Raw genomic sequence first — 26,450 nt, forward strand, 5'->3', positions numbered from 1 at the left:
TAGTATGCATCACCTGGCCAAGCTTCCGTATTTTTATCCGTTCGAATTTGGCGATGGAAAAATCACGGTACTGTCCGACGGGCCGTTAGAGCTAGGAGATCCTCGCCTGAACTTCTTGGGGGTAGAGCCACGCACGGTCAGCCTGATGCTAGAGGACAATTTCCTGCCAACGAACAAAGTTGTACTCGAGCAAAACGTGCCGCTTGTTGAGATAAATGGAAGAACAATTCTATTTGATACCGGGATGGGGTCTTCCAAAGCTTTCGGGCCCACCACAGGTCGACTCCTAGCCAGCCTGAGAGAGGCAGGTCGAGATCCGACGGAGATCGATGCGGTGGTTCTGTCGCACGCCCATATCGATCATATCGGCGGTCTGTGCGATGCCAATGGAAGGTTAAATTTCCCGAACGCCGACATCTTCATCAGTGAGCGAGACTTCACGGACTGGACGGACGGGTCGTCGATCGATTCTTCATTTCAATTTCAAATCGATAACGCTCGGCGAAACCTGCTTCCCCACAAGGATCGGACCTTCTTTTTCAAAGACGGCGAGGAGTTCTTGCCGGGCGTTCACGCGATTTCGGCCCCCGGCCACACGCTCGGTCATCATTGTTTTATGCTGCAGTCGGGAAACGATCGCCTCTGTTTTCTCGGCGACCTTACGCACCATCATATCCTGTTGATGGAGAGGCCGATGATGGAATTCCGATACGACACGGACCCGAAGCTGTCAGCTAGATCCCGCACGCGCGTGCTTGATATGCTGGCGACAGATCGCATTGCGGTAATGTCCTATCACTTCGCATGGCCAGGTGCCGGGCATGTGGTGCGAAACGGAGACGGATTCCGCTATATCCCCTCTCCAATGCAGTTGCTTGCACATCGATAAGGAATTTCAAAGATGCAGATGCGTTCGGTAATCCTCAGGGAGTCGGGTCTGCCGAAGCCCTATTCAAATTCGAAACCTCTTAAGATTGAGCTTGTGGAACTGACGCCGCCTGGCCCCATGGAGGTGTTGGTCAAGATCAAGGCTGCCGGTGTCTGCCACTCTGACCTGTCCGCAATCAATGGGGACAGACCGCGTCCGCTTCCAGTCGCTCTAGGCCATGAGGCATCTGGCGTCGTCGCAGCAATCGGACCGAGTGTCGAGAAGGTTGAGGTTGGTGACCATGTAGTCATGTCATTTCTGCCGGTTTGTGGCCATTGCTCATATTGCGCTGAAGGCCGCGCCAGCCTCTGCGAACCGGGCTACCAGGCCAATGCTGCAGGAACGCTTCTATCCGGCGGCAAGCACATCCGTTTGAGAGGATACGAAATTAACCACCATAGCGGCGTTTCTGCGTTTTCCGAATATGCTGTCGTGTCGGCGAGCTCGGTAGTCAAAGTGACCAAAGATATCGATTTGGCGACAGCTGCTCTCTTCGGCTGTGCCGTTATGACCGGCGTTGGAGCTGTGATGAACACGTGTGGGGTCCGCCCAGGCCGTAGTGTGGCGGTAATCGGGCTCGGCGGCGTAGGCCTTTCGGCGATACTTGGCGCTGTTGCGAGCGGTGCAAGCGATATCGTGGCGATCGACCTAATCCAAGCGAAGCTGGATCTTGCCAAGGAGCTGGGAGCGACGAAGACTTTTTTGGCCACCTCGCCGAATATTGTTGCCCAAGTAAAAGGCGCGACAAGCGGCGGGGTAGACTACGCGATAGAGATGGCTGGATCCAAAAAGGCATTCGAGCTTGCATATGAGATTACCCGGCGCGGAGGGATGACCGCTACGGCCGGACTGGCCAGCGCAAATTCCCGTTTCGAGGTTTCGCCCTTGCCGTTGGTCGGAGAGGAGAGAACGATCAAGGGCAGCTATATGGGTTCCTGCGTGCCATCGCGCGACATACCCCGCTATATCGACCTTTACCTCAAAGGTAAGCTGCCAGTGGACAAATTGCTGTCGAGCACTGGCCCCCTTGATGAGATCAATGAGGTTTTCGACCGTCTTGACAGGGCCGAGATCAATCGACACCTAGTCTTGATGGACTGATGGCGGGGAGAATTCTCTTGAACGAGTGGACAGTGCTCGCCATCCATTACGGCACCGCGCAAAGACCAGTAAGTGACCTGATACTAGAGACGAATGACATTCATGATCGTCCATCACAAATCGACTACTTCGTGTGGCTGATCCGTCTCGAGGACCGATTAATTCTTGTTGACACTGGTTTCGAAGCCGGAGAGGGCGCGGCCAGAGGGCGGACCCTCTTGATCCATCCGGTGGCAGCACTGAGCAGCCTTGGCATCAAATCCAGCGAAATTACTGATGTCGTTGTGACACACCTGCACTACGATCACGCCGGAAACCTCCCGGCCTTTCCTAACGCCACTTTTCACATTCAGGATCGGGAGATGGCGTATGGAACGGGGCGGTGTATGTGCCATGAGCGAATGCGTCGGCCTTTTGCTACAGAAGGTGTCGTCGACGCGGTCCGGCTCGTTTTTCAGTCACGGGTACGGTTCCATGATGGGGATGGGGAAATTGTTCCTGGATGCAGGGTGCATCTGGTTGGCGGTCACTCGAAAGGTTTGCAAGTTGTTACGGTGGCAACAGGCGGCGCTTTGCTGGTTATCGCTTCCGACGCGCTTCATTTCCAGCACTATCTTGAAAATGACGGCGCGTTTCCCCTGTTTGCAGATTACCTAGAGGTCATCGAGGGTTACAACAAGCTCCGCGTCCTTGCCGGAGCAAACGGACTCATCATTCCGGGTCATGACCCTGAGGTGCTACAGAAATTTTCTCCCCTTGCGCCAGACCTCCAGTTCGCTAGAGTTCTCCTGTGACCCACAATAAACCGATTGAAATTTTTTGCTGTTTGCAGACAATCGGGTTGTCCTACGAAACGCTCCGGCAGTATATTGATTCTGTGCGTCACTAGAAATTTCATCGAAGGTTTGTTGTGAATGGGAACGATCGACCTCCAGATTAGACGTCAAAACGCCTCTCTTCGAATCCTTGTTGAGGATAAGCTCCGGCAGGCTATTTCAAGTGGCCGTTTCAAGCCCGGGCAGCGGCTGGTGGAGCGCGAGTTGTGCGAACTTATCGGGGTTGGCCGAACTTCAGTTCGCGAGGCGCTACGCCAGTTAGAAGCTGAAGGGCTTATTACTAGCTATCCGCATCGGGGGCCGGTTGTCAGCACTATCAGCTACGAGGAGGCTAGGCAGCTTTATAGTGTACGCGCGCTGCTTGAAAGCTTTGCCGGCCAGGAGTTCGCCGAGAACGGTTCGAATGAAGAGATCGTTGCTCTCCTCGAGACCGTGGAAGCGTTCGAAGCCGCAGCCAAGAGCGGTTCCGGAACGCGGATCATCGAAGCCAAGACCGCTTTTTACGATTGTTTGATGACCGGCAGCAAGAACGTGTTTGTGAAGCAAATGCTCACGTCGTTGCACAACCGGGTCACATTGTTGCGGATGACATCGATGACCCAGCCAGGGCGGCTGCAGAACAGCGTTTTCGAAATAAGAGAGATTGCGGCCGCTATTGCGTTGCGTGATGGCGACAGGGCAGCCGCGCTTTGCAAGCGCCATATCGAAATCGCGGCTAAGGTGGCGTTGGACTACTTGAGCAAGAACCCCGTCGAAACCTCCGAGTAGTTCCACAAAACGAAGTTCAGGCGACGGCTAAGGTTGACAGATTGTCTGAAAATCTGCTTACCTCTCTTATGGGAGGTGAGACACAGGAAGTGCGGCTTCCCAACAACATCATTTTGTTAGGGAGGACGTATGGGCGCCCATGCCGAGCTGATTAAACGCGTAACCCTGGCGATCGAAGATCCGGAGCTACCGCGACTGACCCCAGGTCTTACAACACGGATCTCGTTGCAAGTTGGACCAGAAAAGTCATCACTTGCTGTGGGAGGCGGGATAGTCGCACTGGACGGCGCGGACGAAAATGCTGACGTCATACTGAGTGCCCCAGAAGGAGCTTGGGAAAAGGTTATGCAGGTGCCGCCGCCGGCAACCTACCATTCGTTCACCGCCTTTCAACTCGCTAACCCTGAGTTCACGTTATCTGGTTCGCCCGTAGCAATCGCTCAAGCGCGTCCCGCTCTGGAGCGACTGTTCGAAATCGTCGTAGCGTCTCCGCCCCTAGTTGCGCCGAAGATCGATCGAAATATTGAACAGGTCACCGGACGCTATAAGCGGGTAGAGGTCGGCGGCGTAGAACACGATATCTTTTACGAGGAAGCCGGTGCAGGAACTCCTATCCTTTTCCTCCATACGGCTGGCGCAGACGGCCGTCAGTTTCTACCGCAACTCTCCGACACTGGGTTTGCGCGTACGAACCGATTGATCTCAGTTGATCTGCCGTTTCACGGACGTTCGATGCCTCCTTTAACTTGGGACGGCTCGCCCTATCAACTCACAACGGATCTCTACCTGACCTGGTGCACGGCGATACTCGACCAGCTCGTCGGAGACAGAGCTATCGTCGTTGGAGGATCTATGGGCGCGGCGATGTGCATGGTGCTGGCGGCGGAGCGACCGGAACGTCTAATGGGTGTAATTGCGGTCGAGCCGCCGTTGAAGTCAAAGGGCCGTCGCAACCCCTTTCAACACAACGTCAACGTTCATGGGTCGCTTCATAACTCAGCCTATGTCCGCGGAATCATGAGCCCGCTCAGCCCGCAAGAAGAGCGACGCCGCGCCAGTTGGATCTACTCGCAGGGTGCTCCTGGAGTTTATCCCGGCGATCTTTCGTTCTACAGCGACGAGTTCGACGGTGCCGTCGTCGGTCCGAAGATTGATGCCAAGCGAACACCGACCGTTCTTCTCTCCGGGACCTATGACTACTCTGCGACGCCTGCAGACGGAGCAGCGCTAGCGGCCCTCATTCCTGGCAGCCGTCATGTCGTTATGGAGGGGCTTGGGCACTTTCCGATGTGCGAAAATCCTGACTATTTCCGGAGCTTCTTGCAAGACGCTATTCGGTTCGTCGAAGATAACGGCTGATCACAAAGCAACCGCGTTGGCCATTTACCGATCGTGTCCCAGTACGTGGCGTAGGTGACGGTAGGGAGTAAAGCCGAGCGCCCGCGCGCTTCTCGTTGCGCTGTAGCGGGTGATCGGCTTTGCGGGCGGCCATCAGTGTTTTCCGCTAGGGTCGGGTTGTTCAAGACCAACCTGACGGAAAGATCACCGATGACCAATGACATGATGAACGTGCGTTCGCTTGTTGAGAAGAGTGCCGATGCAGATTTGTTGCGTGAGATGATTGGCTTTGCCGCCGAGCGGCTGATGGAGTTGGAGGTCGGCTCGGCTACGGGTGCTGACTTCGGTGTGAAGAACCCCATGCGGCTCACTCAACGCAATGGCTACCGTGACCGCGATTGGGAGACGCGGGCTGGCACCGTCGAGCTTCGCATTCCGAAGCTGCGCAAAGGCAGCTACTTTCCGAGCTTCCTTGAACCGCGCCGCATGGCAGAGAAAGCTCTGACGGCCGTTATCCAGGAAGCGTATATCCAGGGAATCTCGACTCGTTCTGTCGACGACCTGTGGTGGATGCGACCTATCTCAAGGTCCGGCGTGGCGGCCGCATCGTCTCAGTCGCCGTCATTATCGCGGTCGGCGTCAATAACGACGGTCGGCGCGAGGTCCTGGGTATGGAAGTTGGCACCTCGGAGGCCGAACCGATCTGGACGGAATTCCTGCGCAGGCTAACGCGCCGCGGTCTACGCGGGGTGAAGTTGGTTGTCTCTGATGCGCACGAAGGTCTCAAGGCTGCCGTTTCCAAGGTTCTCAATGCCACTTGGCAAAGGTGCCGGGTTCACTTCATGAGGAACGTGCTCGCGCATGCTGGAAAGAGCGGCAGGCGGGTCGTATCCGCCTTCATCGCGACGGCCTTTGCCCAGGAGACCCCGGAGGCAGCAAGCCGCACAATGGCGCAGTGTCGCCGATCAAATCAGGCCGAAAGTGCCGAAGCTTGCCACCATCATGGACGACGCTGAAGAGGACGTGCTCGCCTACATGACCTTCCCGAAAGAGCACCGGGCAAAGCTGCACTCGACGAATCCAATTGAGCGTCTCAACGGCGAAATCAAGCGACGCACCGAGGTCGTCGGCATCTTTCCGAACGACGAAGCCATCGTCCGTCTCGTCGGCGCACTGCTGCTCGAACAGAATGACGAATGGGCCGTTCAACGCGCCAAGTATATGACGCTTGAGACCATGGCCCAAATGAGATGAGCCCCAAATCAGCCTGCCCCGCTGTGGCACGCTGATATCCCCTTCCGACCCATGTCGGGAAAGCACGGCCATCAGCCGCGACCTACACCACCTCCCGGGACACGATCGTATCACCTTGTATTCCGGACTAAACTTATGCCGACAGCGTTGCGATAGAGGGCATTCGGAACCAGCATGCGGCTATTCCGGAAGGTCGGCACTCGCATGACGTCATCTGACCGACATCGTGGGGTTATTCGACAAAAATTGCGAAATGTCCTTGATCCAGTTTCCGCTGTTAGATCTAGTTGTCGCCGGCAGTCCTTCTCCTTCTCTATCATATTTGCTGGAGCGTGCCGCAAGTCCGACAAGAGCTGCGCCTAGGCCAACAGCTCTGTGCTGTCATTGACGGGTTAGGAACACGTCAATGATCAACGAGGCTGGAGCCTTATACCCGGTGTTCCTGCCTCAAATGTAAGGGCATGACGAGTGCCGCCCTTTCCTTCACTTGACCAGGTGGTTTCCGATCGAGGAGCCGCCATCGACCGTCAGAATGCTACCGGTCGCGAACCTCGAACGATCGGACGCAAGAAAAAGCATTGCTTCAGCAATCTCTTCAGCTGTCCCCATCCGATCCATGACGGCACGGGCGTTGAAATCGCTGCGAAGCTTCGCGGGGTCCTTCGCTTCGGCGAAGATTTTCGTGAAGTAAGGAGAGTCGATTGTCCCTGGAGCGACCGCGTTGACACGAATTCCCTCTTTCGCATGATCCATGGCCATCGCGCGCGTCAGCGAAGATATTGCTCCTTTCGATGCTACGTAGGCAGTCCTGTCCGCGATTGCTGAGGTTGCGGTGTAGGAAGTCGTATTGATGATCGAACCTCCGCCGTTCCGTCGCATAACAGGAATGACGTACTTTGAGCAAAGGAAGATCCCTTTGACGTTTACGGACATAATCCGGTCCCAAGTTTCTTCAGGAATGGTCACCACATTCCCCGTCGTTCCGAACCCGGCATTATTGACGAGCACGTCGACCCGGCCCCACTTTGCGGTCGTCTTCTCAACCATGCTTTCCGCGTCCTTGGCGGACGAGACGTCGACGCGAACACCGAAAGCCTTCGAGCCGATCTCGTTCGCCACACGAACCGCGGCGTCTTCATTGACATCAGCAACAACCACATAGGCGCCGTTCTTTGCGAAAAGCTCGGCTGTCGCACGACCAATGCCGCTGCCGCCCCCTGTGACGATACAAACTCTTTGATTCAAATCCATCGACCATCTCCTCATTTTTGGGTGCCTTAGAAGACATTTTAGCAGACAATCTGTCAATTGTGAAAATCCAGTTGACAGATTGTCTGCTGATCTGTTTATCTAGGCTCGATCGAATTTGGCCGTGGGAGGACAATATGGCCGATACCAGCACTGAGGCGCAGTTGACTTTTAAGGCAGCTATGCGTCGGTTCACATCAACCATCTGCTTGATCACGACCGAACTCAACGGGGTCCGTCATGGCATGGCCGCCACCGCGGTCCAGTCGGTTACCGCGGACCCACCAACTGTTCTTGTCTGCATCAACCAATCGGCTTCGGTGAATCAGCCTTTGAAGATCTCCGGGAAGTTCGCCGTGAACATGCTGCATCTTTCACATGCCGATCTTGTGCCGCTGTTCAGTGGGCAATTGAAGGGTGAAGAGCGCTTTCATTACGGCGAGTGGCTGTCTCTCGACGGCATGCCGGTCCTGTCCGATGCGCAGGCGGCGTTTGTCTGCAAGCTAAAAGATGTCGTTCACGTTGGAACGCATGATGTTGTGCTCGGAGAAGTGCTCGAAGCACGGTTCATCGAGTCAATCGCGCCGCTTCTCTACGAAAACGGTCAACTCGTCAGGTCGTCGTCCATCAGTGGATCGGCCGCATAGTAGGTGGCTTTAACCACCAATCACATCACTCATCGAAAGCCCAAGGGCGGCAAGGAGAAAAGCGTGAGCAATATGGCACCCGCAAGAGAAATTCATGGACGTGAAGTCACAGAGCGCTTTGAGCGCGGACTAAAGACCCGGCGCGAAGTCTTGGGGGGGGGCTATGTTGATGCGTCGGTCAGCAAAGCCACCGACTTCAATTGGCCGATGCAAACCCTCGTCACAGAATACTGCTGGGACGCGATTTGGAATCGGCCGGGCCTGGAGCGCAAGCAGCGCAGCATCCTCAATCTCGGGATGATTTCGGCCCTCAATCGTCCGCATGAGCTGAAACTGCATGTTCGCGGAGCAATCAACAACGGTCTTACCAAAGAGGAAATTCGGGAGGTTTTCCTCCAGGTTTCGATTTACTGCGGTGTTCCTGCGGCCATCGACAGCTTCCGCGTGGCAGCGGAAGTTTTCGACGAGATGGGCATCTAGTTATTCAACGCATTTGAGTGGGCTGAGCATCATCCGTTGCCAGCCCGAGGAGGGACTACAGTGACCGCACAAGACGATTTCCGCGCTGCCGGAAACCCAATGTTCAATGATAACAAGCTCAAGCTCGGCGTATTTGGCACGAATTGCTCGAATGCATGCGCGATTACGCTCGCTGAGACAACGTTCGAACCTACCTTCGACCACAACGTCGAGATTGCAAAGAAGCTTGAGGCAGCCGGTTGGGAATGCATGGTGCCGATTGCACGCTGGCGTGGTTTTGGCGGTCCTTCAAACTTCAATGGCGTGAACATGGATACGTTCACCTGGGCGGCCGCTCTCGCGGCGGTCACCACGAAGCTCCAGTTCTTCTCAACGACTCACATTCCGACGCTAAACCCGATTGTTGCAACCAAGATGGCGACAACAATCGATCACATCTCGAAGGGTCGATACGGCCTCAATCTCGTTACCGGCTGGTTCACTCCCGAAATGGAAATGTTCGGAGTTCCTATGATGGAGCACGACACCCGCTATGAATACGCCACTGAATGGATGGATATCGTCGAGACGCTCTGGAAACGCAATGGCGTTACCTTCGAAGGCGAGTTCCTCAAAGTCAAAGACGCCTTCAGTGAACCCAAACCCTACAACAAGGCGGGTCGCCCGCTCCTGATCTGCGCCGGCGCCTCGGGCAAGGGACTGCATTTCACCGCCAAGTTCTGCGACTTCAACTTCGGCTTCATGCAAGACATGGAATCCGGCGCTGCCTGGGTCAAAAAGGTGAAGGACCTGGCGCGTACTGAATATAACCGTGATCTTGGCACATTCACAGCTTGCCCCGTTATCGTTCGCGAAACGGAGAAGGAAGCAAAGGAATACTACGACTACTACGTCAACCAGAAGGGTGACTGGGAGGCATGCGAGAACATCTGTGAAGTTCTGCAGGTGCAATCTCAAAACCATTCTGCCGAAATGTATCAAAAATTCAAGGAACGCTTCGTCGCTGGCTGGGGTGGATACCCGATCGTCGGCAATCCAGAACAAGTCGCCGACAAGCTCGTGGATCTCAGCAATACAGGCGTCAACGGCGCCTTGCTGACAATGGTCGATTACAACGAGGAACTTCCCTTCTTTAACGACCGTGTCATGCCGCTGCTCAAGCAAGCCGGTCTGCGCAACTGAACCAGTCCTCGGGACGGCGATTGCCGTCCCGACACGAACTCTGCCAGATTCTGGCAGGATTTTCGCGGCTGGCGGCCAAAGGGGCCGGCGGTTGAGCGGAACCACAAGGGGAGGAGGCCCTGAATGCTGAAGAAAATCGTTGCAGCGCTTTTTACGCTGTCGAGCCTTTATCACATGAACGGCGTGGCGAAGGCTGACGGCCTCGATTCGTTGCCGCCGGACCAAAAGGCGCTTTACGAGAATATCGATCCCGCCATTCCGCTCGGGGGGACGGTGTACAAAGATTTTGTTCCAAAACGTCCACCGCCGTGGAAAATTGGTTATGCATCCACATATGCCGGTAATACCTGGCGCGCGAACATCCTGGACGAATTCACCAACGTATTGCTTCCGAGATATAAGGAAGCAGGCCTAGTCTCCGATCTAATCGTCACGCAGTCTGACCTCAAAGACGCTGTCCAAATCCAGCAGATGCGGCAGATGGTTGACGACGGTGTTGATGCGATCGTCATTTGCTGCTCGAACATTACCGCACTTAACAAGACCATAGAGTATGCTCATTCGAAAGGCGTGCCAGTCTTCTCAGTCTCGGGCTATGTCACATCACCCTACGCAATCAATGCCACAGAGAATAACACCGACGGTGGCTACAAGGCTGCTGAATGGCTTGCCAAGGAAATCGGTGAAAAAGGCAACGTCCTGATGGTATCGGGCATCCCCGGTTTCGCATCATCGGACAGCTTCGACATCGGCGCGAAGAACGCGTTCGATAAATTCCCCGGTATCAAAATTGTAGGCACGATAGCTGGCAAATGGACCGACCAGGTCGCCCAGGTTGAGGTTCAGAAGTTTCTTGCCACCAATCTTGCTGAGGTTAATGGCATTCTCGTTCAGTCCGCTTCAGAAAACGGTGTCGTGAACGCAGTACAGCAATCCGGCCGCGACATGATGCCTATCGTGCTCGGGGGTGAGGCTTCGGCAGCCTGCTACTGGCGTAAGAACCCTGATTTCATAAGCAAGAGCTTCCATTTCTGGCCGCCGCGGTCTGATGCCCGCCTTGTGTGGGACGTCATGATGCGAACGCTCGAAGGCCAGGGACCAAAGATCCAGTCGATTCTTCGTCCTGCGCTTCCTTACACCATTGATGACGTGAAGGAAGTGCTGAAGGAAGATTGCGATCCCAATTCCACGGATTGGATCGAGCCGAAGAACAACGGCTGGTGGCCTGCAGACGTCGCTGCAAACTACTTCGAACGTCCTGAAGATCCGTTAGCTTGGCGGCCGAAGAAGTAATGAATGTTCTCCGGAAGGAGACCTCCCAGCCTCCCGCGTCGGTTTCTATAATCGGCGCGGGAGGTATCTGCGATTTGATTGGAAATAGTGTGCTGGACTTTCACAGAATTCAACGTTTGCCGCCTTATGTTTTCGAACAGGTCAACCGTTTGAAAGCAAGCGCGCGAGCGGGCGGCGCCGATATCATTGATCTCGGCATGGGAAACCCCGACCTTCCCACTCCTCAGTCGATCGTCGACAAGCTGTGCGAGGTCGTGCAGGATCCGCGCACCCACCGCTATTCCTCCTCCAAGGGCATTCCGGGGCTGCGCCGTGCCCAGGCCGCCTATTATGCCCGCCGTTTCGGTGTCAAGCTCAACCCGGATACCCAGGTGGTCGCCACCTTGGGCTCCAAGGAAGGCTTCGCCAACATGGCGCAGGCGATCACCGCGCCCGGCGACGTGATCCTCTGCCCGAACCCGACCTATCCGATCCACGCCTTCGGTTTCCTGATGGCGGGCGGCGTGATCCGCTCGATGTCGGTTGAGCCGGATGAGAGCTTTTTCCCGCCGCTGGAGCGGGCGGTCCGGCATTCGATCCCGAAGCCGTTGGCGCTGATCCTCAACTATCCGTCGAACCCGACGGCCCTCGTCGCGACGCTCGATTTCTATAAGGACGTCGTCGCCTTCGCCAAGAAGCATGACATCATCGTGCTTTCCGACCTTGCCTATTCCGAGATCTACTTCGACGGCGCTCCGCCGCCATCGGTTCTCGAAGTGCCGGGTGCAATGGATGTGACCGTCGAATTCACCTCGATGTCGAAGACCTTTTCCATGCCCGGCTGGCGCATGGGCTTTGCCGTCGGCAACGAGCGGCTGATCGCGGCGCTCACCCGCGTCAAGTCCTATCTCGACTACGGCGCCTTCACGCCGATCCAGGTGGCCGCGACCCATGCGCTGAACGGCGACGGTTCCGACATTGCGGAGGTTCGCAACGTCTACAAGCGTCGCCGCGACGTCATGGTCGAAAGCTTCGGGAAGGCCGGCTTCGACGTGCCGCCGCCGGCTGCCACCATGTTCGCCTGGGCAAAGATCCCGGAAAAGTTCCGTCATCTCGGTTCGCTGGAGTTTTCCAAGCTGCTGGTCGAGAAGGCCGACGTCGCCGTTGCACCGGGTATCGGCTTCGGCGAAATGGGCGACGACTACGTCCGTCTGGCGCTCGTCGAGAACGAACACCGCATCCGCCAGGCTGCGCGCAACATCAAACGCTGGCTTAGCGGCGACGAGAAATTTGAAATCAACGTAATGAATCAGTGAAAGGATACCCGATGCCAATCTTCGGATCATGCCAATGCAAAGCGGTAACGTACCAGGTTCAGGAAATTGATGGACCCATGTGGAATTGCTTCTGTCAAACATGCCGGAAGTCACACGCCGCTGATCACAATACCGCTGCGAAGGTGAAAAGCGAGCACTTCAAGATCCTTACAGGCCAAGATACGCTTCATAGCTTCGAATCGACGCCTGGAAAGCTGCGGTGGTTTTGTTCGGTATGTGGCTCGCACGTTTATGCGGAGCGGCCGGCCAGCCCGGAGCTCAAAGTCGTTAGAGCCGGCACGTTCGATACCGATCCTGGAAGTGTGCCGATGTCAAACGTATGGGTATCGCATGCGGAACCTTGGCTCGCCCATGATCCATCGAAGGCAAGCTCACCAGAGTTCCCGTAAGTGACCGGGATACTACCTGTCGTAACTGAGGTGGAGCCACGGCGACCGTATATCAAGCGGCAACGCCTCATTCCGTGTCCAGGAGGTTCTAACGCAAACGTGCTGGGTCGGTAAAAGCGGCAGGGATTGCAGACAGTAGGTGCGCTTGCACGGCGAGCCCACCCATTGAGAGAATAAAGTCGTACGAGACAGAAGACTTCTGCGAAGCAATCCAGCCTTCGAGGTTGGGAAATTACGGGTTGTGAGGGCTCAGGACACCGCAGGACTATTTTTGCCCCCACGGGTCCTCAACGACCTCCATTGCGGTGTGAGTGAAAATTGTAAGATTGTCTTATGCGAGAATGTTGGGAGTCCTGTGACATGAAAGTTGTTGTAATAACGGGGAATTTATCGCGCCCCTCGAAAACCCGGGCCGTAGCAGACTTCATGGTGGATCGGGTGCGCGCGTCCGGCAACGAAGCAAGCTGCTGGGACCTTGTCGACCTTCATCCGCACCTTGGGGCAACAGTGTTGCCCTCCAGCGCCGCTGAGATTGTTAAAGCGGCACTCAACGATATTTTGGCTAGTGACGTGCTAGTTGTTGGTAGTCCGGTCTACAAAGCATCTTACACTGGGTTGCTGAAGCATTTATTCGACCTTGTCGACATGAAAGCGCTTAAGGGCCGCTATGTGATCCCTTTTGCAACCGGTAAAGCATCGAGTCACAAGCCGCTCGTCGAAGCCTCGATGGAAGCCTTATTCGACTTTTTCGAAGCGCAAATACATAGCCGTTTCATTTTCGCTCTCGATGAAGATTTTCAGAACGATGCTCTTTCTGAGAACCTGCGCGCGCTTGTCGACAGAGAGCTCGATGCCGCGCGTCGCGCCGTCAGCCCATAATAAGGAGGAGGATTCCATGTCTTTTTCGAGCATAGATGAGGCGATCGAGGCGATCGAAGCGGGCGAGATGGTTATCGTGGTCGACGACGAAAACCGGGAGAATGAAGGCGACCTAGTCGTTGCTGCCGAAAAAATAACAGCTGAGCACATCGCTTTCATGATGAAATATGCGAGAGGCCTTATCTGCGTGCCACTTCCAGCCGAACGTCTCGACAAACTCGAGATCCCCCTGATGGTCACACGTAATTCGGACTCACTGCAGACGGCATTTACCGTTTCCGTCGATTGCAAACACGGCACAACGACAGGGATTTCAGCCGAAGATCGAGCAGCAACCGTCAAGTCGCTCATCGATCCGCAGACGCGGCCGGAAGACCTATCGCGACCGGGTCACATTTTTCCTTTGCGTGCAAATCGTCTCGGTGTCCTGGGCCGTCCTGGCCACACCGAAGCTGCCGTGGATCTTGCACGACTTGCCGGCCTGGCGCCGGCTGGCGTAATCTGCGAGATCGCCAATGACGACGGAACCATGTCTCGACTGCCAGATCTCGAGAAGTTCGCAATCGAACATGGCCTGCACATAGTAACGATCGACGCTTTGATTGAGTACTGCAGGAGTCGTGATACGAGGGTAAAGCGTTACGCGCAGTCCTTTATGCCAACGCGGTTTGGGGATTTCAAGGCAATTGCTTATCGCGATAGTTTGACGGGAACGGAACACTTAGCTTTGACACTTGGCGAGTTGTGCGAGAAGGAAGACGTTCTGGTACGGGTGCATTCTGAATGTCTGACAGGTGAGGCGTTCCGGTCCATGCGATGCGACTGCGGTCAACAGCTCGAAATGGCTCTTCGGGCGGTCCAGTTAGCGGGCGCTGGTTGCGTGATCTACATGCGTGGGCAAGAGGGGCGTGGCATTGGCTTAGGAAACAAAATTGCGGCTTACAGCCTGCAGGATCATGGTCGTGATACTCTTGAGGCAAATCGGGAACTCGGCTTCGCATCTGATTCCCGCGAATATAACGCAGCGGCGGATATCATCCGCGACCTCGGTATCGGCAGCGTTCGGCTTCTGACCAACAATCCTACAAAAATAGAGGCGCTGCGAACGTCAGGCGTCATCGTGTCGTCTCGCCAGAGTCTGATCGCCGCATCTAGCGCGTCCAACATCACTTATTTTAAGACAAAGCGCGATCGGTTTGGCCACCTGTTGGACCAGGACACGTCAGCTGAACACGTCGGCCGGAGCAACGTCTTTTCAGTGTTTGGCGCGCAGGTGTTCTCTGGACCCCTGGGTTAACGGAGCCGCCCTCGCCACTTACCTGCCGGTGATTGTAGGGGGCCGCCTTTGACCGGCAGAGTCCTAGAGCTTTTGCGTGGGCCCTGCCAGCACATCATTCGTGCAGGCCTATCGGAGTGATGTGGCCCGCGATTGCATCGAAAGCAGCGTTCGACCATATCTCGTCTTGAGCACGGCTGTTCCGACGGATCGCATTTAATCGCGGTCCGTCTTGTCTTTCGAAAAGTCTCGCAAAACTAATGCTTCATGCGAAGGATCGGCTTAATGACTTTGCCGCTCTCGGAATCAGCCATCGCCTCGTTGATCTGGTCGAGGTCATAGAACTGAACCAGTTTGTCGAACGGGAAAAGTCCCTGCTGCCAATACTCGATCAACTGCGGGACGAACTCGGACGGAACGCTTTGTCCTTCGACAACGCCGATCAATGTGCGGCCGAAAAGGAAGTTCCCGATATCGATCGTGCCTTCAGTGCCGAGAGCGGACGAGCCAACGAGACCGCATGTTCCCGGCGTACCAAGGCAGTCGACTGCCTGACGGAAAACTCGCGGCGAACTCGTGCATTCCAAGCTGAAATCAACGCCTGCGGGGACGATCTTCCTGATCGCGGCAACGCTGTCCAATTTGCGGGCATTTATCGTGTGCGTCGCCCCGAGTTCGCGCGAAAGTTCCAGCCGTTCATCGTTCAAGTCGATCACGATGATGGTCGCGCATCCGGCGATTTTCGCGGCCATCGTAGCCGCCATGCCAACCGCACCAGCACCGAACACTGCTATTGACGAGCCGGGCTTCGGCTTGAGGCAATTCAGTACCGCGCCAGCACCGGTCTGAAGCCCGCACCCGAGCGGTCCGATCAACTCGAGTGGAACATCCTTTGCAACCTTCACGGCGTTTCGTTCGCTGGCGATGGCGTAGGTTGCAAATGACGACTGCTCGAAGAAGCAGCCACTAATCTGTTTCCCGTGAGAATCATGGATCGGGCAGGTGCCATCCGGACGAGTGCCGCGGAAATTGCGACCGAAGAAGTCCTCGCAGTAGAAAGGTGTACCGGAAAGGCACTTTTCGCACTTGCCGCAATAGGCGTAGCTCAAAGCAACGTGATCACCGGGCACAAGATCTTTAACTGCGCTCCCGACGGCCTCGACGACGCCAGAGCCTTCGTGTCCCAACACAACAGGTTGAGGTACGTCATATCCCTGGTCCCTGACCACCAGGTCGGTATGACATACCCCCGATGCGACGATGCGGACCAAAATCTCGTCTGCACGAGGTTCCTCAATCCCTATGCACTCCAAGATCAAGGGCTTCGCCTTTTCGCGCGAGACCGCCGCATATGCCTGCTTCATGTAACTGTTCCTCCAAGGCTCACAACGCAATTCGCGCGAACGTACTCATCGTCAGACAATCAGTCAATAATTACTCTATTAAATTAGATCAGTTCAACCGGAGCAGGGCTGCATTTTTGCAAAGTCACGAGTGAACGCTGATTTGAAGTGATCAAAGGGTTCCGATGCATGTTCGAAAGGGAGCATGCGTCTTGTCCCGCTTTGGGCTGAAAGATCGGCAGACGAAAATTTAGTAGCAACGTGTGAGGCGAGCCGGATGGCGTCGCTTGCCGACGTCGAGCCGGTTCTGAAGGCTATCGACAGCTTCGAGACACCGGTATTGCCAAGTTCAACCGACTACAAACGATGCTACTGCCAGCCAGGCTTAACAGACAGTACCAACCAGGACGTTAGTCTTCTCGATGATCGAGAGGTCCGACGCAATCCGGTATACAGTTGGCGCGGCGGTCGGTGACTCAATAGCGAGCGTATCCTGGATCGTGAGGCGTTCGATGCCCTGCTTTAGTGACCTGATCGTATTCCCGTGGGCCACCACAAGAACCGATTTCCCTCTCAACAAGGGGGGGAACGCTTCGCTTATCAAAAAGGGCAGAACCCTCGCGCTTATGTCCCGTATGCTTTCTCCCCCAGGTGGTGGAGTGCTGTACGAGCGGCGCCAAACCTGGACAACATCCTGGCCCCACCGCTCACGTGCCACGTTCTTGTTGATGCCGGTGAGCTGTCCGTAGTCGCGTTCGTTCAACTCGGTTCTCCTGATTGGCTCCAGCAGATCGCCGTTGGTTTCGTTCAAAATCGCTCTGCAAGTGTCGACTGTGCGCAAGAGGGCAGAGCTAAACGCAATATCGAACGAGATGCCGAGGTTCGCGAGCAGTGAGCCGGCTCGCCTGCTCTCAGACCAGCCCTCCTGTGTGAGCGGCACGTCGCTCGTACCCGTGAACTCCCCGCGCGCGTTCCCTTCGCTTTGGCCATGCCGGACAATCACCAGAGTGGACATTCATAACCCTCCCATCGATTTAGCGAACACGAATATTGTCGCACTATCGGACAATCCGTCAAGTGCGACTATGTGCAAGTGAAAACAAAACGATGTCGAAAAAACAAACGTCGAAGTTTATATTTATTGACAGATTGTCTGATAGCTCATACCAATGCACTCCGCCGTATTGAGGAGAGTCCGGCACGGCTTGGGAAGGCAAGGCTCTCGCCTTAACAGACAATGCCGCCCAGAGCGGCCGGAGGAGGAATTTTCATGAAGAGACGTACATTTCTACAAGCGAGCGGGGCAATTGCTGTAGCCGGCACGTTCGGAATGCCGGGGATTCTTCGCGCCGACGACGCGATCAGTCTCCTACCTGACACTTGGCCCTCCGAAGGCGCCAACCCAATTGTCGACGCGGGTAAGTTCAAGAAGTCAGGCCCGTGGAAGATCGGACACAGCCACTACGGCCTCGCTGGTTCAACGCATACCTACCAGACGGCGTTTGAAGCCGAATATGAAATAAAAAAGAACAAGGATCGGATCGCTGATTACCAGTTCCGGAGCGCTGATCTCAATGCCTCCAAACAAGTTGCCGATATCGAGGATCTGATCGCCCAGAAGGTCGATGCGATCATCATCGCACCGCTAACCACCGGTTCCGCCGTCGAGGGCATCAAGAAGGCAAAGGCTGCTGGCATTCCAACCGTAGTCTATCTCGGACGCGTCGACACCGAGGAGTTTACGGTTCAGGTCCAGGGCGACGACTTCTATTTCGGGCGCGTGATGGCTCAGTTCCTCGTCGACAAGCTTGGCAACAAGGGCAAGGTATGGGTTCTGCGTGGCGTCGCCGGGCATCCCATCGATGCAGATCGTTATGCAGGCGCCATGGAAGTCTTCAGCAAGTCTGGACTTCAGATCACGTCGACCCAGCACGGAAGCTGGTCTTATGAGGACTCAAAGAAGATCGCCGAAAGCTTGTATCTCTCCGACCCAGATGTCGCGGGCATCTGGACCGATGGAGCCAACATGTCTCTTGGCGTTTTGGATGCCTTGCAGGAGGCTGGCGCCTCAACGATCCCGCCAATCACGGGCGAAGCACTTAACGGCTGGATGCGTCGTTGGAATGACGAAAAACTTTCCTCGATCGGTCCGATTTGCCCACCCGCTCTGTCTACTGCCGCGCTACGGGCCGCCTTCGCCTTGCTGGATGGGAAGCCGATTCAGCGTAACTGGACGAACCGCCCCAAGCCGATCACCGACGAGACGCTCTCCCAGTTCTATCGCGCAGATCTCACTGATGCGTACTGGGCGCCGACCGAAATGCCGAACGAAAAGCTCCTTGATTATTTCAAGGCTTGATGAACTACGGGCACGATCACTCGTGCCCGTATCCCTGTCGAAGATGGAAATTCCCATGAGCACGCTTGTCGAGATGGTCGGCATCAACAAATCGTTTGGTTTCACGAAAGTCCTTTCGGACGTTCGCTTTTCCCTGGAACGTGGCTCCGTGCACGCTCTGATGGGGGAAAACGGCGCGGGGAAGTCCACCCTGATGCGTATTCTGGCGGGGGTATATCAGCCGGGCGCAGGAAGTGTTCGGCTCCGCGGGGAGGAAGTCAATTTCCGTTCCCCTAAGGAGGCACGGTTGGCGGGAGTGTCGACGGTGTTTCAGGAGTTTACCCTGATCCCCAATCTCACCGTTGCTGAGAACATGTTCCTGGGCCACGAACCTCGTCGCATTGACGGTTCGATCGATAGCGTCGAGGTAGTGAAACGCGCTCGCGCTTTGCTGGCTGACGTATTTCCACAGCTCGACGCAACCGCGATCGTCGAGACACTGACTGTCGCGCAGCAGCAGGCAGTAGAGATCGCGAAGGGACTTACGTCGAACGCGGACGTATTCATCTTCGACGAGCCAACGGCGGCGTTGAACTCGACCGATGTCGCGCATCTTTTCAAGGTTATCCGCGACCTTAAGGCTCAACATAAGGCTGTCGTCTACATCTCTCATCGCATGAATGAAGTCTTCGAACTATGCGACACCATCACCGTCATGAAAGATGGCGCTTGGGTAAGGACTGCAAGAGCGCAGGACTTCAACTTGCAAACGCTGGTAGCGACAATGGTTGGTCGCGAACTTCAGAACTTCTTTCCGCCGCGCTCGCAGGCCACCGGAGCGGCAATGCTGGAGGTTTCGGACTTGCGCCTCGACGACAGCAGCTCGACAGTCACTTTCGTTGTCAGAAAAGGTGAAATCATCGGGCTGGCAGGGCTCGAAGGACAGGGCCAGCGAGAGATAATGCGTGCCATTGTGGGCGTTGAATCGCCAAAGGCCATCGCCGTGTGGCGTGCCGGCCCCGACAACAGCATGCACGTGGTGAATGTAGGGTCAGGGTTCGCTCGCGCGGTCGCATCAGGAATCGGTTTTATCCCTGAGGACAGGAAGCAGGAAGGGCTGTTCCTGCGCCTGCCTATCTACGACAACATCGCGCTGGGAAAACAGCTCAATCGGAATATGGCAAGCGTTGCGTGGCGATCGGTGTCGAGGGTCCGCGAGGTGATCAAGTCGTTACGAGTTGCGGCCGCCGATCCCAATGCGCCCGTAGGTAAACTCTCGGGCGGGAATCAGCAGAAGGTGCTGCTGGGCCGCTGGTTGCTCTCCGGAGTGGACATCCTCGTTATTGAGGAGCCCACGCGCGGCGTCGACGTCGGTGCAAAGGCAGAGATTTACAGATTGCTGCGGGACTTCAGTGATCGTGGCGGTGCGGTCGTGGTTTCGTCGCGCGAGCACGCTGAGCTTATAGGGCTCTGCGACAGCATTTTGGTCGTTCATGACAGGAAGATCGTCGGGCAGATGTCCGCAGAGGGGGCGACCGAGGAAAGAATCCTCGAGACTGCGCTGGGGGCGAGTGCGTCACCGGATCCCCGTGCTGCGGTGCATTGAGGAGGATAACTTATGAATTCATTTGCCAGTCGCCTGAAGCTCCCTTATCGCGCGGGAGCGATCGGGCTTTCCATTGGAACGCTCCTGGTGATGGTTGTCGCCTCGGTAATATTATTGCCGGACTTCATGGATCCGGAGAATTTGTCTAATCTCCTGGCGCAATCGACGGTGCTCGTCATCTCGGCTCTCGGTCAGACGTTCGTCATTCTCACTGGCGGCCTCGACGTGTCGGTTGGGTCCGTCATCAGTCTAACGACGACGATCATGACGCTTGATCTTCCTGAGATAACCCGCGTGCTTATCTGCATCGCGGTGGCGATGGGGTTCGGAGTAGCGAACGGTTACGGTGTCGCGCGCCTCAATGTACATCCAATCATCATGACGCTGACAACAATGGGCATCGGCCAAGGTATCGCGTTGATCATTTTGCCAATCCCAGGCGGGCGCGTGCCGGAGTGGCTTTCCGGCTCGGTAGCCGGATCCATCGGCCCCGTACCTAACTCATTGTTTTGGTTGATCACGGCATCGCTCTTCGCATCCTGGATTCTCTATCGTCGTCCCTTCGGCCTCTACCTCTTCGCTTCCGGCGGCAATGACTTCAACGCACGGATGAACGGTGTTCCCGTCGAGCGCACCATCATCAAAGCGTATGTTCTTTCTGCTCTATTCGCATGCGCTGCGGGGATGTTTCTTGCAGGTCGCCTTGCATCGGGTGATCCTAAGGGCGGCGCTTCATTCGGGATTGAGTCTGTAACGGCTGCAGCATTGGGTGGGGTCCACCTCGCCGGGGGCATCGGAAGCATTGTGGGAACCGTCGTTGGCGCGGCGATCCTCGGGACAGTGAATAATGTGATGAATCTGGCCAACGTCTCTGCATTTCTTCAGTCGGTCGTCAAGGGTGTGTTGCTTCTCGTACTCGTCGTTTCGCAGCGACGCAAAACAATCGGACTTTGAAAGAAATGGACTTCTCGATGACCACATCAGACTCGAAAACTGAAGCACCATCTCGCTCATTGAGGGGTAAGAGCGCCATTTCGTGGATACTCGGGCTACCGCCCGCATACTATGTGCTCGCAATCCTGGTTGCGGTTGCTCCAGCAGTGAGCGCCACGCTCATAAATCCCAACTACTGGTTTGTAATCCTCAAGCAGTCAGCGCCGCTCGGGATCGCGGTGCTCGCCCAGTCGCTTGTCATGCGGGTGCGATCCATCGATCTCTCTGTCAGCGGTATTTTCGCGTTCGCGATTTATCTGGCCAGCTCGGGCCAGCTCAACAACTATCCACCGCTAATGACCGTCCTCATGCCTGTTGTGATTGGGCTAGCTGTGGGGGGTGTAAACGGAATACTCGTAGCATACGTGCGCGCTTCTGCCGTTATCTCCACACTAAGTGTTTCGGCCATTCTGATTGGGATCGTCCAATACATGAGCGCCGGCCGCGCGCCCGGTTCAACGCCAAGCTGGCTTCGAATACTTACGAGCGGCAATATCCACGGCCTTTCCTATTCCGTGGTCCTGTGGATCGTCATCGCCGCCCTGATTTCTATCGCATTTCGCTTTCTCATCGTCGGGCGTTACTTCAGGGCCGTCGGCGACAATCCGAGGGCGGCGGAAACTACAGGAATTCCGTTGGCACGTACGATTTTTGTCTCGCACACGCTCGCGGGCGCCCTGACAGGCATCGCGGCCCTGGTCCAGGTATCCGCGTTGGCGGTCGGCACCATCAAGCCAGGCTTCGACACCTTCATGAATGCTCTCGCCGCCACGATCCTCGGCGGTGTGACGTTCGGCGTCGACCGGGGCGGCGTCGCCGGGCCGTTCGTTGCCGTCGTTGCCTTCAGCTTCCTGTTCGCGATGCTGACCGTCTTCGGCATCCAGGAGCCGGGCAAGCTTATCGTCCAGGGCGTGATCATTGCATTTGCCGCAATCATCTACGGTGCGCGCGCGGGTCGCGTCTAGTCCGTCGGGCCGATCAAGTCATTCCCGTAGCAATTGCGGGAGAACGCAGGAGAATATAATGGTGAAAATCACTGCGGCTGTCGCCGTGAAGCCAAAGAGCCCGCTGGAATTCCGTGAACTCGAACTGGCTGACCCCGAAGGCAACGAGATCCTGGTTCGCACGGTTGCGAGCGGGATCTGCCACACGGACTTGCTGCTTCGCGACGGTATTTTTGGCCCGCCGGCACCGGTGATCCCGGGGCACGAAGGCGTCGGCGTCGTCGAGGCGGTCGGACCAGAAGTTCAGAGCCTCAAAGTGGGTGATCACGTCGCACTGAGCCAGAGCTCATGCGGATTCTGCGCCGACTGCCGCCGTTCTCACCCAATGAACTGCCAAAACTATACCCAGTACAATCTTACGGGGCTTCGTCCGAATGGTAAGAAGGCATTGCTCTGCGATGAAGTTGGCATTGGCAGCAATTTCGTGGGCCAGTCGTCCTTTGCGACGCATATCCTTGCGACTGAAAACAATGCAGCGCTTTTGCCGAAAACAGACCTCGACCTTACCGACGCTGCGCCACTCGGGTGCGGCATGGCAACGGGTGCAGGAACAGTGATAAACGCGATGAAGCCGGAAATAGGGTCGACGATAGCCGTTTTCGGCGCAGGTGCTGTCGGCATGGCCGCCGTGATGGCCGCCAAAGTTCGTCGGTGCAGCAAGATTATCATCATAGATCTGAATCAGCAGAGGCTAGACATGGCCATGGGGCTTGGTGCCACACATGCGATCAACGGCAAAGATCCCGACGTAGTCAACCAGATCCATGCGCTGACGGGCGGCGGTGCCGACTTCGCGATCGACGCAGTTGGCATCATTCCGGTTATTCTGAACTCGATCAAGTGCACCCGTGCCGGCGGGCACGTTGTCTTGCTCGGCCTCGACGCGCTCGGGAACGACATTCCCATCCCCCTCGATCTAATGGTGTTCAATCGCAAGATCCAGGGTGCGATCCTTGGTGATCAGATTCCACAGCTGTTCATTCCGCAGATGATGGATCTTAATCAGGCTGGGCTTTTCCCCTTCCAAAAATTGATCACCAAGTATCCCTTCGAGAAGATCAACGAAGCGATCGCGGACGCCGAAGCCGGGCGAGTGATCAAGCCGGTCGTCGTTTTCAATTAGGAGCCAGCGCAAATGACATCGAAGAAGTCAGAGGAACAGCACCTTGTCGTTGAATTCAAAACCACGTCCCAAAATCGAAATCGCGTAAAAGAACTCCTTCAGGAATTCATTGGACCCGCCCGCGAAGAGTCTGGTTGTCTCTACTACGACCTCTACCAGCGGTCGGACGATCCGAACACTTTCATCATCTTAGACGGCTGGCAGAATGAGGCGGCTGTCGTTGGCCATGGCGAACATCCTAATGTCAAGCGGGTGCTGGAGCCTCTTCTTCCACTGTTGGTGAGTCCACCGTCGATTAATGTAAATACCCGTATCAGCGACTGATCGGGCGCAATGGCCATTTCTACGAGGCGCGCGCCCCGAGCGCGCAGGTTTGAGGGAGACGAAATGGATACGCATCGAGTTGTCGTAGTCGGCGGTGGCTTTGCCGGACTCCAGTTAGCGAAGGACCTCAAGTGTCCCGACACTTCCATAACGATCGTCGACAGGCGCAACCATCACCTCTTTCAACCGCTCCTCTACCAAGTTGCCACGACTGTATTGGCAACCTCGGAGATAGCCTGGCCCATCAGAGCATTGTTCAGAGGACGAAAGGATGTATCGACGCTGCTGGGCGAGGTTGTTGGCGTTGATACCGAGGCACGCGTAGTATCGCTCAAGGATGGGAATGCTATTCCCTATGACACGCTCGTTCTCGCGACAGGTGCAAGGCACGCCTATTTTGGCCGGGACGAGTGGGAGCCGTTTGCGCCCGGGCTAAAGGCACTCGAAGACGCGACGACCATCCGGCGGCGGCTTCTTCTCGCGTTTGAGAAGGCCGAATTGGAGGCTGATCCCGAACGGCGGAAGGCAATGCTCACGTTCAGCATAATCGGAGCAGGCCCGACAGGCGTGGAGATGGCTGGGATTATAGCGCAACTGGCCCAACGAACCCTTGTTGAGGAGTTCCGTAGCATCGACACCAGATCGGCGCGCATCCTTCTCATCGAGGCAGGTCCACGTGTCCTACCCGTGTTCCCGGAAGCACTTTCGAGATATGCCGAGCAGTCGCTAATCAAGATGGGCGTCGAAGTGAGAACAGGCATTCCCGTGACGGCATGCAACGAGAACGGCATCGCGATCGGAGATGAGTTCGTTTCAAGCCGGACCGTCATCTGGGCTGCGGGGGTGCAAGCGTCGAACGCCGCCGCCTGGGTCGGTGCTGAAAAGGACAGGGCGGGTAGGGCGGTCGTGCAGCCAGATCTGACTGTTGGCGGTAAGCCCGAGATTTTTATTATTGGAGATACTGCCTCCGTGAAGGCCGCTGATGGAACACCCGTCCCCGGAGTGGCTCCCGCCGCCAAACAGCAAGGCAAATATGTCGCTTCGGTAATTGAAGCACGACGTCTGGGTACACCCACTCCAAGTGCGTTCAGATATAGGCATCTGGGAAACCTGGCTACCATCGGGCCGAATTCGGCTGTTATCGACTTTGGGAAGATCCGGCTCAAGGGCGGAATTGCATGGTGGATTTGGGGGCTTGCCCATATCTACTTCCTGATAGGTACGAGGAGCAGATTGGCAGTGGGACTAAGCTGGCTATGGATCTTTGTTTCCGGCCATCACTCCGCACGTTTGATCACGCAAAAAGAAACCTTAAAGGATGAGGTTTAGTCGCTAGCGCGAGCACGCCCGAGTCTGCTGGGCCGTGAATGGAGACCATCAAAGGCCAGACATTTGGGAATCGGTTGCGAAGCGATGGTTGGCAGCAGGTAACAATTCTGTCGGAGTTCCATATATAACAATGATTGATCTTCGCACTATCAACTTAGGCGACTTCGACTGCGTCGAATTCACGGCGAGGACTGGCCGCGACAAGTCAATTGCCCTGTCCGCCTGTCGTTAGCGATAGGCGGGCCTCATGCTTGAATACCGTTTCGGGAAGGAAGTGATGATGTGGAGAGTTGAGAGTGTCCCCCTCTAAGATTGACCATTTCTCGCTCAAAGGTACCTGCAGCGAGGAACTCGCGGCAGCGCTTTCGAGGCTTTCCCCGCAATCTGAAGCGCATGTACATGGCGATAAGACGATCGCCTACGATGTACATGCGATTACCAATGGTCCGATTGCAGTTATTGCCGCGCACTACGAGGGCGACCTAACCGTCCAGCACCGGGGACCGGCGGAGGCAAACATCATCATGCTTCCACTACATGGGCGATCGGTCGTTACCGTTGACGGCAGACAAATCCCGTCAGAGGGAACGCGGGGCGTTTTCGTGAACAGTATGTCGGCGAGTACGACCCAATTCATTGGGCCCAGGAAACATTTGGGGCTTAGGATCGCCCATGATGAGCTGACGCGCCGTTTGGGATGTCGGCTCAATACGCCAATAAGAGGCAGCCTCGATTTTTCGCCAGAAATCGACCTATCGGTCGGGTTCGGCTCCCTTTTGGTTCAACTGGTACCAGTGCTGTATGCTGGATTACGAGACGGAACCCTCCTTCAATCACCGATAGCACTTCATCACCTCACTGAAACGACGATGGAGCTTTTGATCGAAGCTGCGCAGCATCGCTACTCATCTGAGTTATGCCGCGTTGCTGAATCACCCTTACCCAAGGCCGTTAAGCGGGCGGTCGACTATATGCGTGCCAATATTACTCGGCCGCTATCTCTTGAGGAAATCGCAACGGCTTGTGGCGTAAGCCGACGCACTCTTCAAAGCGGTTTTCGCAACTTTCGGAATACGACCCCTCTGGCATTCCTGCAGCACCTACGGTTGGAATTAGTGCATCAGGAACTGATGACAGGCGAACCTGGCCTCTCGGTCACGCAGGTCGCTCTGAAATGGGGCTTCGTGCATAGAGGCAGATTTTCTGCGGACTATCGCAAGCGCTATGGGGTACTTCCCTCGGAAACATTGCGTATATCATAAGCAGATTGCGCCGACCGAGCTACGATCAGCCGGCACGCTCGACCGTCCTCAAGGCTTGCAGCAACAGCACTCTCCAGAAAAGCCGACTGCCTCGGCCCAAGATCTGTCTTGCAGATGATCCCCTGAACGCGACGATGTTCCGATCTGCGCAACGCAGTTCAAGACCACTACAGGGGTTAATCTTATAGTAATT

Annotated in this window: 24 protein-coding genes and 1 pseudogene; 22 read left to right on the forward strand and 3 right to left on the reverse strand. The window is 55.9% G+C overall.

The features are described from left to right. Positions 1-4 precede the first annotated feature (4 nt). From AM571_RS23175 to AM571_RS23205, 6 genes and pseudogenes are all read left to right on the forward strand, one after another. On the forward strand, positions 5-889 hold the full coding sequence (locus AM571_RS23175) for an MBL fold metallo-hydrolase (protein WP_011053353.1): 885 nt from the start codon (positions 5-7) through the stop codon (positions 887-889). 12 nt (positions 890-901) lie between these two features. Then, the gene (locus AM571_RS23180; protein WP_004673287.1) at positions 902-2,029 is read left to right on the forward strand and encodes a zinc-dependent alcohol dehydrogenase family protein; all 1,128 of its coding nucleotides are present in this window, start codon (positions 902-904) and stop codon (positions 2,027-2,029) included. After that, positions 2,029-2,823 carry an N-acyl homoserine lactonase family protein gene (locus AM571_RS23185; RefSeq protein WP_018247149.1) on the forward strand — a complete coding sequence of 265 codons (795 nt, stop codon included), beginning with the start codon at positions 2,029-2,031 and terminating at the stop codon, positions 2,821-2,823. Before AM571_RS23180 ends, AM571_RS23185 begins: the two co-directional genes overlap by 1 nt. A 120-nt stretch (positions 2,824-2,943) precedes the next feature. Beyond that, positions 2,944-3,633, forward strand: coding sequence for a GntR family transcriptional regulator (locus tag AM571_RS23190; RefSeq protein WP_004673291.1), 690 nt, complete (start codon positions 2,944-2,946; stop codon positions 3,631-3,633). 129 nt (positions 3,634-3,762) lie between these two features. Next, a complete protein-coding gene (locus AM571_RS23195; RefSeq protein ID WP_004673293.1) occupies positions 3,763-4,992 on the forward strand; it encodes an alpha/beta fold hydrolase in 1,230 nt (409 codons plus the stop codon). 189 nt (positions 4,993-5,181) lie between these two features. After that, positions 5,182-6,219: pseudogene (locus AM571_RS23205) on the forward strand (IS256 family transposase); the annotation flags it as partial. 489 nt (positions 6,220-6,708) lie between these two features. Here AM571_RS23205 and AM571_RS23210 read toward each other — a convergent pair. Further along, the gene (locus tag AM571_RS23210) at positions 6,709-7,476 is read right to left on the reverse strand and encodes an SDR family oxidoreductase (RefSeq protein ID WP_004671535.1); all 768 of its coding nucleotides are present in this window, start codon (positions 7,474-7,476) and stop codon (positions 6,709-6,711) included. 134 nt (positions 7,477-7,610) lie between these two features. Here AM571_RS23210 and AM571_RS23215 point away from each other — a divergent pair, with 134 nt between their 5' ends. From AM571_RS23215 to AM571_RS23250, 8 genes are all read left to right on the forward strand, one after another. Further along, positions 7,611-8,120: a flavin reductase family protein gene (locus AM571_RS23215; protein WP_004671533.1), complete on the forward strand. Its 510-nt coding sequence runs from the start codon at positions 7,611-7,613 to the stop codon at positions 8,118-8,120. Between the two features lie 72 nt (positions 8,121-8,192). Further along, positions 8,193-8,600 carry a carboxymuconolactone decarboxylase family protein gene (locus tag AM571_RS23220; protein ID WP_004671531.1) on the forward strand — a complete coding sequence of 136 codons (408 nt, stop codon included), beginning with the start codon at positions 8,193-8,195 and terminating at the stop codon, positions 8,598-8,600. 60 nt (positions 8,601-8,660) lie between these two features. Beyond that, positions 8,661-9,782, forward strand: coding sequence for an LLM class flavin-dependent oxidoreductase (locus AM571_RS23225; protein WP_011053356.1), 1,122 nt, complete (start codon positions 8,661-8,663; stop codon positions 9,780-9,782). 123 nt (positions 9,783-9,905) lie between these two features. Beyond that, the gene (locus tag AM571_RS23230; RefSeq protein WP_004671529.1) at positions 9,906-11,075 is read left to right on the forward strand and encodes an ABC transporter substrate-binding protein; all 1,170 of its coding nucleotides are present in this window, start codon (positions 9,906-9,908) and stop codon (positions 11,073-11,075) included. Further along, complete coding sequence (locus tag AM571_RS23235) at positions 11,075-12,370, forward strand: LL-diaminopimelate aminotransferase (RefSeq protein ID WP_011053357.1); 1,296 nt, start codon at positions 11,075-11,077, stop codon at positions 12,368-12,370. Before AM571_RS23230 ends, AM571_RS23235 begins: the two co-directional genes overlap by 1 nt. Before the next feature lie 11 nt (positions 12,371-12,381). Next, a complete protein-coding gene (locus AM571_RS23240; RefSeq protein ID WP_010029274.1) occupies positions 12,382-12,780 on the forward strand; it encodes a GFA family protein in 399 nt (132 codons plus the stop codon). Between the two features lie 360 nt (positions 12,781-13,140). Further along, positions 13,141-13,659, forward strand: a complete 519-nt coding sequence (locus AM571_RS23245) for an NAD(P)H-dependent oxidoreductase (protein ID WP_004671524.1) — start codon at positions 13,141-13,143, stop codon at positions 13,657-13,659. Between the two features lie 16 nt (positions 13,660-13,675). Continuing rightward, positions 13,676-14,956, forward strand: coding sequence for a bifunctional 3,4-dihydroxy-2-butanone-4-phosphate synthase/GTP cyclohydrolase II (locus AM571_RS23250; protein ID WP_004671523.1), 1,281 nt, complete (start codon positions 13,676-13,678; stop codon positions 14,954-14,956). Positions 14,957-15,192: 236 nt separating this feature from the next. Here the strand turns inward: AM571_RS23250 and AM571_RS23255 are convergent, their stop codons facing one another. Together AM571_RS23255 and AM571_RS23260 are read right to left on the reverse strand one after the other, a co-directional pair. Beyond that, on the reverse strand, positions 15,193-16,299 hold the full coding sequence (locus AM571_RS23255; RefSeq protein WP_004671520.1) for an NAD(P)-dependent alcohol dehydrogenase: 1,107 nt from the start codon (positions 16,297-16,299) through the stop codon (positions 15,193-15,195). Positions 16,300-16,663: 364 nt separating this feature from the next. Beyond that, on the reverse strand, positions 16,664-17,293 hold the full coding sequence (locus AM571_RS23260) for a 2,3-bisphosphoglycerate-dependent phosphoglycerate mutase (protein ID WP_004671516.1): 630 nt from the start codon (positions 17,291-17,293) through the stop codon (positions 16,664-16,666). 255 nt (positions 17,294-17,548) lie between these two features. Between AM571_RS23260 and AM571_RS23265 the strand changes: the two genes are divergently transcribed. The 8 genes from AM571_RS23265 to AM571_RS23300 all read left to right on the forward strand — a co-directional run bounded on the left by AM571_RS23265 (position 17,549) and on the right by AM571_RS23300 (position 26,257). Further along, positions 17,549-18,637, forward strand: coding sequence for a substrate-binding domain-containing protein (locus AM571_RS23265; protein ID WP_004671515.1), 1,089 nt, complete (start codon positions 17,549-17,551; stop codon positions 18,635-18,637). Between the two features lie 55 nt (positions 18,638-18,692). Next, a complete protein-coding gene (locus AM571_RS23270) occupies positions 18,693-20,222 on the forward strand; it encodes a sugar ABC transporter ATP-binding protein (protein WP_004671513.1) in 1,530 nt (509 codons plus the stop codon). 12 nt (positions 20,223-20,234) lie between these two features. Further along, on the forward strand, positions 20,235-21,176 hold the full coding sequence (locus AM571_RS23275; protein ID WP_004671512.1) for an ABC transporter permease: 942 nt from the start codon (positions 20,235-20,237) through the stop codon (positions 21,174-21,176). 5 nt (positions 21,177-21,181) lie between these two features. After that, positions 21,182-22,180 (forward strand): ABC transporter permease, encoded by a 999-nt coding sequence (locus AM571_RS23280; RefSeq protein WP_026188838.1) that lies wholly within the window; start codon positions 21,182-21,184, stop codon positions 22,178-22,180. A 58-nt stretch (positions 22,181-22,238) separates the two neighbouring features. Next, positions 22,239-23,342: an NAD(P)-dependent alcohol dehydrogenase gene (locus AM571_RS23285; RefSeq protein WP_004671507.1), complete on the forward strand. Its 1,104-nt coding sequence runs from the start codon at positions 22,239-22,241 to the stop codon at positions 23,340-23,342. Positions 23,343-23,354: 12 nt separating this feature from the next. Continuing rightward, a complete protein-coding gene (locus AM571_RS23290) occupies positions 23,355-23,666 on the forward strand; it encodes a putative quinol monooxygenase (protein WP_004671505.1) in 312 nt (103 codons plus the stop codon). Positions 23,667-23,729: 63 nt separating this feature from the next. Beyond that, positions 23,730-24,995 carry an NAD(P)/FAD-dependent oxidoreductase gene (locus AM571_RS23295; protein ID WP_004671504.1) on the forward strand — a complete coding sequence of 422 codons (1,266 nt, stop codon included), beginning with the start codon at positions 23,730-23,732 and terminating at the stop codon, positions 24,993-24,995. A 296-nt stretch (positions 24,996-25,291) separates the two neighbouring features. Then, positions 25,292-26,257, forward strand: coding sequence for a helix-turn-helix transcriptional regulator (locus AM571_RS23300; protein ID WP_008534397.1), 966 nt, complete (start codon positions 25,292-25,294; stop codon positions 26,255-26,257). The last annotated feature ends 193 nt before the right edge of the window (positions 26,258-26,450 follow it).

It is taken from the genome of Rhizobium etli 8C-3 (genome assembly GCF_001908375.1).
Lineage (GTDB): Bacteria > Pseudomonadota > Alphaproteobacteria > Rhizobiales > Rhizobiaceae > Rhizobium > Rhizobium etli_B.